Source organism: Paenibacillus sp. FSL R10-2771, assembly GCF_038000205.1.
GTDB classification, from domain to species: domain Bacteria; phylum Bacillota; class Bacilli; order Paenibacillales; family Paenibacillaceae; genus Paenibacillus_AQ; species Paenibacillus_AQ phytohabitans.
Genome location: NZ_JBBOBM010000001.1, coordinates 1,334,706 through 1,346,983, shown reverse-complemented (window position 1 = coordinate 1,346,983; position 12,278 = coordinate 1,334,706). Strand labels below are relative to the sequence as shown.

Genomic DNA, 12,278 nt, shown 5'->3' with positions numbered 1-12,278 from the left:
CCTTTATGACACCGCCCTATGCAAATGATCGAACTACCTAATCATTAATAGTTGTTCTCATCCCTCACAAATTCTAATTCATCAAGATAATGATCCTCTTCGAATTCAATTTCTTCTTGTATTTCTACAAAGAATTGACAAGCTTCCTCCATAAATGTCTCCATAACCTTACATGTCATTAGCCTTTCATAAGTTGGATACAGGGTTAAGAAACATGTAGTTATCTGAGTCAATGATAAACAAGCATTCTGCGCAGGGTTAGCTAGTCCATAATTTGTTGCACCAGCTGATATTACTTTACTTCCTTCAATTATCCCTAATGAAAATGAACTAGCTTTAGGACCTAGATGGATATAATTGCACGCTAATTTGTAATAAGGTCTCAGATGATCTAACTCAATATTTTCTTCTAAACCCTTAAAATTTCTATCTTTCTTATTGAGCACTTTCATTGTCCATCCAAATGGTTTATCAAAATCCGCTCCGTATTTCCTAATTACCCCCTCTCTCTTATTGATGATCTCTAAGGCGTCTTCCTCAGTTAGTTCACTGTAACCAAGTTTTGGGGCATATTTAATGTACTCCTGCATCTCATAGTATTGTTCAATAATTTCATAATCCAAATACATTTGAGCAGTTTCAGTATCATTTTGTGAAATGAAAAAAGCCAGTACTGAAAGTTCATGCAAAGTTCGCCACCTTGCCATCGCTCCATCAGCAAAACCACTTCTTACAAGAGCCAATACCTCATATGAGATTTGACAAGCGCGTGCATGTAATCTGACTAACACCTTGAATTTCATATTTGTTTCCATCTCTTCAGAAAGCTCTTGGTACAATTCTTCACAACTTTCTAGTGAAACTACTATCAAAGATTCAAAAAGAGCAAGTGGTTTTAACCATCTTCGACTTAATCGAGCTTCAAATTCTGCCCTTATCAATCTGTGCTCTTCTAACATTTCACCTTGTTGTTTCCTTAATGAATTAAGTAGTATCGGGGTAGTTTCATTAAGCGTTTTTTCAACTATATCTTGGACATCGATCGTTAAATTTTCTTTATCAACTTCTGGGGGGATAAGGTTAAGAATCTCGTTGTAAAAATCATTAATCGGGCTATCTAATTTCATATTTTCACCTCTCGTTTTTTTAAGGTTTCTACAATAAACCTAAAATCTAAGACTAAATCTTTGGATTACGTGGGCCAGATAATATCATTCAAAAACTTAGAAAAAAATAAATGGTCGGTTAAACGCTCTAATAGTATAGAGGGTATTGGATTACGAGCTTTTGAATTGATTACAAAATCTTCTAGACGATCAATTTTTACACCCATCCCGTGATTTGAGCTTTTTAATGCAACTATTTTTACGAGGTGAATATTACTGTAACCATTCCGATAAACAAATTTGCTTATCTCTTCTTTACACATTGAAAAATCACTGTAAGGCACTTGTAAAAATAAGCAACCAGGATTTTCACCAACTTGCCTATTCGCTTTCTTAATTAAATCCTGCAAGTTTTTTACTTCCGCTCTTTCTTCAGGAATACTAAAAAACATTCTATTCTGAAAAGATGTTCCGCGTTCTCTTTCGGTGTACACTTTGTTAAGTTCTGACTTTAAGCGTTCTTCACCCGTTATACAACAGTGTATATTTGGAATGGCCTCTAAAGCCTTTGGAGTCGGGAGATGACGGAAGTCTTTAATTACTTCAATAGTATACTGATGGCCTACTCGAGTTTGTGAATTTCCTTCTCGAAGCATGTTGTTAATAGCCAACATTACGCGTTTATAGTCTTCAAATACTGCGGTCTCTTTTACTGTCACTTTTAGATCTACTGCATAGCCGTGTTTCGTTAACTTATCAATAGTTCTTGAACCAAGTAGATAGGCAAATGCTGAATTAGCTACGAAAGTTTTATCTTGGATTTGTTTATTCTTACATTCCACAGCAAATGTTGTCCCCAAACATTCAGCAGTAAAATCATATCGTATTTTTGACTCATCATTAAATTGGACTTGAAATCCGTTATATTTTAATGCCTGTGCAACTTCTAATTCCCAGCATGCATCATTGTATAATTGTTTTTCTTGTAATCTAGAGCGATATAGCTTCAAATCGTATAACCCATCTAATTCTAGTAAGTTTCTTCCTAGATTCATCAATTCATGATTTCCGGAACCCATTCTTATTATAGACTCACCAAGAGCTTCCGCTTTTCTTACTGACGTCCATATACTCACATAATGCTGCATGATAGGGTGTAGAATATCAAAAAATGCACCTGCCTCTTTAAATAAGTTTCTATAGTACATTTGACGCGTTTGATCTCGAATCCATTCCCTTGTCATGACTTCTTCAAACTTATTTATGTAATGGTCATCCATATCCTTCTTTAGTGGGTATCTCAGCAATCTAACCACTCCATATCCGCATCTTTACATCATCACCCAAATTATAGCATAAAAAAATCATGAATCTGAGTAACTTCTTTCAATTTCCATACCATATTAATTAATTCACTATCAGTGTTCTTTTTTTAAAAAATTAGTCTAACTTCGGGGATTTAACAACGTTTTCGAATTAAAAAATCTCCAACTTCTTAGAAATAAGTTCTATATTGGTCCAACAAAAAAACAGCGGCAGAACAAGACCTGCTAAATAAAGTCTTCGATCGCCGCAGTTATTCAAGTAAAACTTCCCGTTAGCTCAATCCGTGAGACAAACTCCCTGATCTGGAGCAGGACACTATTCCATAAACTGTATTAGTCTATAAACCAAAAAATTTTCACTGGAGAATGTTAAAGGAAAAGAGTCCTCTAGACATAGTTGGCCTGCCCTCTCTTTGTAGTTAAACTAACGGTGAAATTGTCGTATCCGGGAAATCATGAACTATATTTTTCTTATTGTGAAGGATTATTAATAACATTAGGACTTGTTCAATACCATCTTCAATTTGTTGCTCAGAGACCCCTTCTGGAATTTGTCCAATGGAATGTACAATTTTATTTCTCCAATTGACTACATTTTTCACAGTTTCCAAATTAACTTGCTCAAGACTTTTCGGGTTAATTGTTAAGTCAAGCAATCCGGATAATCGAGCAGAGAGGCCAAACTCTGGTTTTAAAAATTCTTCAATTTTTTTCTTGGTAAATTTCTTTCGATTTTTTAGGTATTCTCTAAGAAATCCTGTTAATGCAACTTCTAATCCAATAACTGATTCAAGAACAGAGAGTCGATAATTCTTACTTCTTAAGTGTTCAATTGAATTTAAGTAAAGGTCTAGTTCTGTTGGTATTGGATTATCAGCAATTATTTGCTCTCGCACTTTTTCCCAACGTCCATAATCCATGCTGAATGAATAATTACTTTCTCTTTTCACTAAATCATTGGGATATCTGCTTAAATTGTTTAGAATAGATATTCGGAAGTCACTGACGTTTTTCCAATTTATATTGTCAGATGAGAATGTAGGGTTTAACGAGTCAAATAAAAAATCATAGTAATTCTCATCCATAAGAACAAGTTCATGAAGGTACGGAATTAGTCCATGAACCCTCAGATTTTTAATGACCCTATTCGTCAATTTGAACATCGTTTTTGTTAATTTTTTCCTGTCCTCGATTAGTTGAGAGACATTATCCGAATCAGGTTTATCTTCAATCGTGAATTGTATATATTTTGTTTTGTAATAGTTAAAACTTGTTTTGTCATTTTGGATCTTTTGACCCGAAAATTCACTTATAAATTCCACAACACTTTCCATACCTTTATATTCAAATTTTATTTTATAGCATGTTTGAACTTCGTCATTACTTAATATATATAATTCGATTGGAATAGACCACCTTAATCGCATGTAAACACCCTTTCTCTCAAATGTTACTACTTTCCACATAATTTCGAAACAAGTTTCTATAATCATTCTATTATTTCTTCAGGAATTGATAGTAACCTGTTCCTTAGCTTAATGCAGCCTCGTCAGTCTAGAACTTTATTTATTTTGGACAATATAAAGTGTCAAAAGTGCAGAGTTAATCTTTCAATAATAAGCTTAAAGAATAGCAGGAGGAATACAATGAATGCTCTCTTTATAGCTCAAACATTCATATTTGCTTGATCAGCGGTTATCAATTGCCATCAAAGGAAACATCCTCCAAAATAAACTTAGCTCTTTCATATAATTCATCAAATGTAATGATTTCTATCCCTTCGATATTTCTTCTAAATAATTCAAAAGATGCAAGCTGCGATTCATTTACCCCATATAAAGAAGTAAACTGGGCCAAATTTCCGATTAGAAGGATTGCTTTAGGGTTATAATTGTATATAATTTCCCCAGTAGGAATACCCTCCTTGGTCTTAATCTCTATCTTACTTGATATATTTTTGATGGCATTATACTTATAATTTTGAATTTGTGCAATTGCACCAGATAACTCTCTTGAAATGGCCCATGCCTCATTTCTATATGGTTCATTTTCAAGAAGTGGAGTTACATGAGTCTTAATTTCGACAAAGCACATCGAATTGATACTTCCCATTGTCTTCATCAAAGCATCAATTCGTTTTCCAGAACTAGAAAATGTATGACCTGAAATTACTTGCTCAAATTTTTTATTTTCTAATGGTGAACCAAAGAAAAAATTCAATCCATAACCAAAAATCCATGTATTATTCTCAAAATAATTCTGCCAAACTCTTTCAGAAGAATTGCTATGAACTACCTTTTGCTCATTAAAGAAAACTTCGTCATATAATAATTTCGAAAAAAAATTTAATTGCGCTTTCTTATATGCAAGGGTTGTAATATCTGAAACCTTAATATTCTTCTTAATAAATTCACTAAACAATTCCTGATGATTCTTAAGAACATCATTAATAGAATTTAATGAGTCTAGGATACCTTTAATATCTGATACATCAGTTGACTTAATAGATAAGGTTTCATTAATAATGCCTAACTTTGAATGGATTTCTTCAAAAAAGGAAAATGAATTATCTGGCCTTATAAAATCCCAAGCTAATGTTATATCCTTTATTGAATAGGAAAAAGCTACATCTGCAATAAGTTGATTTTTAGGATTAGTATCTACCCTTTGGGATCCATCGGTAAATCCGATAACATATCCATTGTGGTCTCTCATAGTTTTCTCAATAGAAAATTTTTCTGAATCAAGACAAATTATGATATCAAAGTCTGTTTTTCTTATCAGAGGTCTATGTAAAACTTGATGATACGTGGCTAAAACAATTCGCTTATTTTGCCAATTCTCATCTTTACCTGCAACAGAATATTGATTGTAATAAGGAATAGACAGTTCATGCTCAAGTTGCTCTTGTAAAACCCTGAAATAGTTTAAAAATAAAATTTTCGCATCACTCTCGAGCATAAATAATTTTGCCAACACTAAGGAAATAATAGTCTTTCCTGATCCGGGGGGCATAGATAATAAAATTTTCTTTTTTCCCACACCAATTGACTTTTGCACATCTTTCACAGCATCTGATTGATGAGGTAGTAATAATTTCGTTTCCGAATAGTAATTTACCGGTATCTCTTTAGAGATTACTTTATCAAGATTAAGATTTCTCATACTTTATTTCACTACCTTTGAATTAAGTAAAGTTTTGAATAGTCATTAAGATATTTTCTACACTATTTTAATTATCCCTGCTATCAGTAAACAGCCATCACATTTAATTAAAAATGTGATGGCTGTTTTCATTAAAAGAATGGAGGATTGATCTTGTATAATTACTATTCTTCTTCTCTTTGGAAATACTTTTGGTTTTTTCACGCTCCAAGAGGCCCTCCCTTGGCCTCTTGGAAGTGATCTAAAGGCAGGAATAGCCAAATGTCATTTGGCGAAGAAACCGCGTGGAAGCAGAGCTTCCACCGACATTTCTTGTTGTTTTCTCCCGGCTATCGAATGTCGTCCAAGGAAGCTCAAAGCGAGGTGCCCCTATTGGCTCAATCTGAAAAAACGGTACAGATTACCGTCAAGCTTCCCCAAAAGCAGTATGACACTCTGAAAAAATATGCAGCCTCCAAACATCTTAGCATGGCAGATATTGTGCGGGCATTCATTCAGAAAGGCATGTCTATTGAGTCCTACACGCAGGAGATTGATTTTATCACGACAATTATCCGGCAAGAAATCAACATTGCTATTGGTGGGCTCAGTAACCGCTTAGCCGGCCTTGCCAGTAAAGACCTCATTATGTCTGCCGCTGCGTACTATTCCACTATTGCCATCATTGCTGACCTCATTGATACGAATCGTTATACAACCTTCCGAGAGATTGAGAAGAAGGCTCGTCAGTTAGCTGTAGAATATACGAAAATGAAACTGACGGATGCCGAACAGCTCTTCCTTTCTGGCGACGCGTTTGAGCAGAATCTTGCCAAACTACACGGAGGTGCAGAAGATTTCAGCCCTGATCTATAAACAACGCTTTTTCCACCCTAATCGCCCTAAAACGGCAGTAAGTAATTATGTACACATCGGCTATATTGCCACCCGCCCCGGAGCCGTTCGTCATGAGTACTTGCCTCACGGACTCTTTGGCAAAATGAAACCTGGAAGTATAGACATTTTCCAGTCTTGGCAAGAAGTCGCCCGCATCGCCAGAGATATTTCCAAGCAAGGCAAGAACATGTACCGTAGTGTCATTTCACTTCGTACAGAAACGGCAATGGTGCTGGGACTTAATGATTTTGAAGCTTGGCAACAATATATTGAGCAACACATTGCTACACTCGCCGCGCACAACCGAATCAAAACAGAAAACCTGTGTTGGGCCGCCGCCTTCCATAACGAAAAGGATCATCCCCATCTTCATATCGTGTTCTGGGATAAAGAGCAGGCGATCATGAAGAACTTCACTCACCCTGAAATCCCCAATCGTATCCGCAAACAGCTTATTAAGGATACCTTCGCTTTCAAGATCAAGGAGTTTTGCGCCGAACGAGACTTGGCTAAAACAGGAATCACAAACATCACTGATGCCATTCTAGAGCAATTTGAAGCTCACATGAAATCCTTAAATCCACAATCTTTTCGAGCACTTCAACAACGGTTTGAGCATGAAGATGAAGATTCATTGCGTTCATTGCTTCGTCTCCCCAAACATAATCTGACCAACACCCAAGCTGTGGATCAACTTGCGCCTCGCCTGTTTGAACTCCGCCAAGCATTACCCAACCATGGCCGCTTAGCTTACCAGCTGCTGACCCCTGAAGCAAAATCTCACATAGATGAATTCGTCCAGGATCTGCTGCAGCAAAACCCGTATTTAACGAAAATGGTGGAGACGTATGTCAAAGCTAAGATGGAGGTTGCTAAGCTCTATTCCTCTGACCCTGCTCATCTCACCAAACAAAGCAGCAAGTATCAAGCAGAAGCAGAGAAGCGTATTGCCAATAGTATTCTCTCTACGGTTCGAACAATCATTAAGCTTGAACAAGCTTCAGATGTAGGTATTCACCAGCTCGAACGCTATCGAACTTGGACGGAGCAGTTGATCTTGGAGTTGCTGTCGGCCATGGAGCAAATCTCCATGCAGGCGCAACTCGATTTCGAAGATAAGGTCAAGGTTGTCTTCGGCGGAGAATGGTCCAAACAGGCAAAAAAGGAATGGATCCTGCGACAAAAGGACAAAGGAATGGATCGTTAAACATCTTCGTACAGATACGCTCCAAGAGCGTATTTTTTGTGCCCAATCAGTGCTCAGCCTGTGAATAATCTGCGGATAACTTATGTATTGAAAGGAGCCTTTTATGTTATTTACTAATGGACGACTGCAATCCTTTGAGAAACTAATGAAAAAAACACCCCATTGCCCAGCAAGGCCCATGAAGAGTTCAGAACCGATGAAATCATTGACTGAACCTAAAGATCCTCCACAGAAAGAAAAGCCTCATGGAAATCAATGATCGCTTACTTGATGTCCTGCGTTATGAGCTAGAAAAAGTAGGACTTCATACAACCCCTCCTGTTCTCGATGAAGTTTTGCTCGTCGTTAAAGACGATACCCCCGTCGCGTATGTTCAAGAAGATGGGTTTATTATCTACTCCACTCTTTGCGATAAGGAAGACTCCCTACCAGTTTCAACGATTGTTAACCAAGTCTGGGAAATGGAGCGAGCTTATCAAGAAGCTCCTGTTATGCATATTGATTCTGTTAGCAAATACCGGAAATTGATTGAGTACAACGGCATCGTTCTCGCGGCCCGCTATGATGGAGATGGTCAATTCACTTTTGCTAGCTGGCAGTACACGTACAACAATAACGCTGTTTCATTCGGACATTATTTTCATGAAAATCATTACGCTGCCGCCAAAGCCGACTTCTTATACCGCAGCGGGCTCGCCGACCGTTCTATTCTCTTTCAGTTGGACGAACTAGCAGTAATTCGAGATACTCTTTTGTTTCGAGGGATGCAAGACTCTGCACTCCAATTAAAAGAGCAGGAGGGTTTAGACAATCTACTGCATCGAGTGGATTCTATGCTAACACCAAGTAATGAGCCATCGTTGGTAGCTGAGATTGAAATGGAGCAGGAATACTAATGATACCTATCTCTTTAAGGAGTGAGACTCATTGAAAAGCAAGAACGAGTTCTATAAGGCGTACTTCGCTGCCCTTATGGAACAAGGAATCGAAGTCCGCCGGTCCACTTCTGCAGACTATCTTGCTGATTTTCACCAAAAGGACCAGCTCATAGCGTTTTATACTCGCGCCGACCAAATTGAACGTAACCCCTTCGTTACCGTACCGGATCGCCTGATGAGTAGCATTCACGACTTGGCCCGAAAAACCGCCCTCCAGCTTGGCATTTGTACGGAAAAGCCTTATACCGACAAAAGTGAGAAGATCGTTAACTGCGTCTATAAACTCTGCGAGCATGGCGATGTCGTGCTGGCCTGCAAGCATCATCCTTTGTTTGATTATGTATTTTCTACCTATCGCTTATCACCGGACAATCAAACACCCGTTCAGCGGCAGTATTTTTATAATCGCGATGAAGCCACGGAAAGCTTCGCTACACGCAGTGGTCTGGTAGATGCTCGCAAACTATTCAGTGAAACTGAATTAACACTCATTCACGATGAAATGGTCAAATTTTTGATTACGCCAAATGACAAGAACATGGAACAGTTTGAGCAAGTGCAGATTCTGATTGACCGGCTCGAAGACCTGATTCCCGCTCTTAAAGAACGGGATATTCACCTCGATTACGATGCTGAATTTGCCCATGATCTGGACGGTGATCCAGGATCTCTGGATGTCGCCGAACTATCCCGTTAATCATTTACAAAAAGGAGATGGCTCTTGATGCCCCAACCACAAACCTCTATATGGGGAACAATTCTAACTTGCATGGAGATCGGCCTGCATATCTACGCGCTGCAAGCCGAGCGCGACCAAGGGATTGTCCTTGATGCTGAGTATGCAAAAAAAGCGCTCAGCGAAAACGCGTTACAATTGGGAAAAGAACGCGATGGCCATGTATATTTTGATGATGTGAAAAGCATTGTTCCTACGTATGAGCTAGCTAAGCAAGGTGCGATAACGCATCCGGAATTACAATCAGTAGCCGAAGATCCAGAACAGCTCGTCCCAGACGGCCATTACTTTGCTCCCGAATATTTTGGTGATTTTCCTCCGCCACAAGACGATCAGGGTCAAGCATACCCTCAACAACAAACCTGGGATAACGGTGTTTTTCTGGTTGAACGGCCACAAGGGATGCAGCTTGCCGTCCATCAGATGATCGCAGAACAGGTATTGTCCGATATGGCCCTGATGCATGCTGCCGGTCACGGAGCCTATTGTTTTTTCCCCTTAAACGACTGCGCTATCCCCATTTACGAATTGTCCGCCTCTCACCCCGGTGTCTTAGCCAAAGTCATAAACGAGGACAGCTTACTCCACACCCTCTGCGACGATCACCCAGCCTATGTCGGCGTGCATAACCTGCACACTGAAGAATGGGGTCATATCCATGATCGCCCTGCGCCAAGCTCCCTTTTCCTGCAGGCTCAGTTGGATGAAGCAGCTGAACAAAGCAACGAAGACCTTCCTCTATCACCTTCCAGCTATCCGGCGCAAGGTCAAGAGTTCCACACCATGCAGACTCATGAATCTACAGATGCCTTCTACGAGCCAAGCGATGGGATGGAGTGGTGAAAACAAAGCCTAGGCTTGGATTGGCACTACTAATTGTCCTACTCGGAACAATCTGTAGTCTGTTTTTCAGCACCGCCTTGCATAACCTTCTATCGGGCTATACTTCCTCGCTAGCCTTCCCTTCTCTGAGCCACAGTCTCGACAGCCTACTAAGTAGCAAACCTCACCTACTCTTATTCTTCTGCTTTCAAGGCCTGGTTATTGTACTGGCTACCTTGTTTTTTGTCTTCAACAACCAGCCCTATCAAAGTGAGCTGAAGCAAGTGGCTCCTGGAATTAAAACGCCCTTGCCTACTGGACAACATCAACATGGTTCCGCACGCTGGATGCGGGACGAGGAACTCCTGCGTCTGTTCGACAATGAGACGCTGGATTTGCAGCATCCTTTCCTGGAGAAGTTAATCGCGACTGGGTATGAGGATCTGACCTTTCTAGATCAACTGAAGAAGGAAGGAGACGCAAATGAGCCTCCTTCATCCTAAAGGAATTCCCAGAATAACGAGAAGGAATGATCCCCCTACTTCTCCACCTATATCTTCTGGTGGCATTGTACTGGGCATGCAGCGTGAAGGTAACCGAGAGCGTCTCTTCTATATCGGGGATGATGTGCATTCCCTATGCGTAGGAGCTACCCGCAGCGGGAAATCGCGTACCGTTGTATTGCAGTCCATCGGCCTCTTAGGACTAGCTGGAGAATCCATGGTCATCAGCGATCCGAAAGCGGAATTATTTCATTTTAGCCATGTGCTGCTGGAGAAGCTGGGATACACCGTCTGGACACTGGATTTCCGGCATCCCGAAAAAAGCCATCACTATAATCTACTACAACCTATCATCGATGCTGCACTGGCCGATGACCAGGAACAGGCGGAAATGCTAGCTTGGGATATGACCCAGGTGTTGGTGGGCAAATCTCAAGGAGAAAAAATCTGGACGAACGGAGAAATGTCGGTTATTGCTTCTTCTATACTCAGTGTAGTTTGGGACAACATCAAGCGCCCGGAATATCAGAACCTTACCAATGTGTACTGGTTTTTGGCAGAGATGAACCGGCAGATCGGCAACAAGACTCCGATGCAGGAATACCTTAAACGCCTGCCGCAGAATCATCCGGCCCGTGCCCTGCTCAGTATTTCCGACATTGCGCCTTCTCGCACCAAGGGTAGCTTTTATACTTCAGCACTTACGACCCTAAGGCTTTTCACATCCAAGTCTATTTATGCGATTACTCACAAAAGCGACTTTTCTCTGACTGATCTTGGCCGGAAGAAACAGGCGCTTTTTATTATTCTTCCGGATGAAAAGACCACCTTCTATCCCGTCGCTACCCTGATGGTTTCTCAGCTCTATGAACTCCTCACTACGCAGGCAGATATTCGCGGCGGGAGATTGGAGCGACGAGTCAACTTCATTTTAGATGAATTTGGGAACTTTACACCGATAGCCGACTTTACCAACAAGCTCACGGTCGGCGGTGGTCGCGGAATGCGTTTTAACTTGTTTGTTCAGAGCTTTGAGCAGCTCAAGGAAAAATACGACGATCATGTCGCCGGCACGATCAAGAGCAACTGCCAAACCTGGATTTATCTCCAGGCCGACGACCTGGAGACCTTGCGCGAAATTAGTGAAAAGCTGGGGACATACACCACTTCCAGCTACCAGCTTTCGGCATCACACGGTAAGTATTCCACTCCCAGCACTTCGCACAGCCTGAATTTACTAGAGCGCAAGCTCCTAACCGTTGACGAAGTGCGCCGGGTGTCGCGGCCTTATCAAATCGTCCTTTCTCGGTCCCATCCCGCCATGATGTATTCTCCGGATCTCAGTCAATGGGCATTCAACGCCATGATGGGACTAGGTGACAAGGAACATAACCGACGAGTCCGCGAAGAACGAGAGCAGCGCCGCCCCATTCTGACCAACACGAGAGATGAGGTGAAGCTTTGGAACATCTGGATTTATTATCAAAAAGACATCGCAAGACAACTCGCCGAGCAACGTCAGCAAACAACAACCTCTTCCGGCGGATTCATGCCTCCGCCCTTCGACGAGTAGAAATGATCAAGAGAACCACTTATCGTC

Annotated in this window: 11 protein-coding genes; 7 read left to right on the top strand and 4 right to left on the bottom strand. The window is 40.6% G+C overall.

Annotated elements, in window-relative coordinates:
- Positions 1–44: 44 nt before the first annotated feature.
- The 4 genes from NSU14_RS05845 to NSU14_RS05830 all read right to left on the bottom strand — a co-directional run bounded on the left by NSU14_RS05845 (position 45) and on the right by NSU14_RS05830 (position 5,596).
- Positions 45–1,127: a DUF5677 domain-containing protein gene (locus NSU14_RS05845; protein WP_336101973.1), complete on the bottom strand. Its 1,083-nt coding sequence runs from the start codon at positions 1,125–1,127 to the stop codon at positions 45–47.
- Positions 1,128–1,192: 65 nt separating this feature from the next.
- A complete protein-coding gene (locus NSU14_RS05840; protein WP_340943425.1) occupies positions 1,193–2,386 on the bottom strand; it encodes a hypothetical protein in 1,194 nt (397 codons plus the stop codon).
- Between the two features lie 464 nt (positions 2,387–2,850).
- Entirely contained in the window at positions 2,851–3,897 is a 1,047-nt protein-coding gene (locus NSU14_RS05835; RefSeq protein ID WP_340943423.1) for a hypothetical protein, read from the bottom strand.
- 232 nt (positions 3,898–4,129) lie between these two features.
- The gene (locus NSU14_RS05830; protein WP_336101970.1) at positions 4,130–5,596 is read right to left on the bottom strand and encodes a Shedu anti-phage system protein SduA domain-containing protein; all 1,467 of its coding nucleotides are present in this window, start codon (positions 5,594–5,596) and stop codon (positions 4,130–4,132) included.
- A 261-nt stretch (positions 5,597–5,857) separates the two neighbouring features.
- Between NSU14_RS05830 and NSU14_RS05825 the strand changes: the two genes are divergently transcribed.
- The 7 genes from NSU14_RS05825 (at position 5,858) to NSU14_RS05795 (ending at position 12,251) form a co-directional block, all read left to right on the top strand.
- The gene (locus tag NSU14_RS05825; RefSeq protein WP_336101969.1) at positions 5,858–6,451 is read left to right on the top strand and encodes a hypothetical protein; all 594 of its coding nucleotides are present in this window, start codon (positions 5,858–5,860) and stop codon (positions 6,449–6,451) included.
- A complete protein-coding gene (gene mobP3 / locus NSU14_RS05820; RefSeq protein ID WP_340943419.1) occupies positions 6,393–7,679 on the top strand; it encodes a MobP3 family relaxase in 1,287 nt (428 codons plus the stop codon). Before NSU14_RS05825 ends, mobP3 begins: the two co-directional genes overlap by 59 nt.
- A gap of 245 nt (positions 7,680–7,924) precedes the next feature.
- Positions 7,925–8,575, top strand: coding sequence for a hypothetical protein (locus NSU14_RS05815; protein ID WP_336101967.1), 651 nt, complete (start codon positions 7,925–7,927; stop codon positions 8,573–8,575).
- Between the two features lie 31 nt (positions 8,576–8,606).
- Complete coding sequence (locus NSU14_RS05810) at positions 8,607–9,314, top strand: hypothetical protein (protein ID WP_336101966.1); 708 nt, start codon at positions 8,607–8,609, stop codon at positions 9,312–9,314.
- Positions 9,315–9,338: 24 nt separating this feature from the next.
- On the top strand, positions 9,339–10,196 hold the full coding sequence (locus tag NSU14_RS05805; protein ID WP_336101965.1) for a hypothetical protein: 858 nt from the start codon (positions 9,339–9,341) through the stop codon (positions 10,194–10,196).
- 20 nt (positions 10,197–10,216) lie between these two features.
- Positions 10,217–10,678, top strand: coding sequence for a hypothetical protein (locus tag NSU14_RS05800; protein ID WP_340943417.1), 462 nt, complete (start codon positions 10,217–10,219; stop codon positions 10,676–10,678).
- Positions 10,659–12,251, top strand: coding sequence for a VirD4-like conjugal transfer protein, CD1115 family (locus NSU14_RS05795; protein ID WP_336101963.1), 1,593 nt, complete (start codon positions 10,659–10,661; stop codon positions 12,249–12,251). Before NSU14_RS05800 ends, NSU14_RS05795 begins: the two co-directional genes overlap by 20 nt.
- Positions 12,252–12,278: the final 27 nt, after the last annotated feature.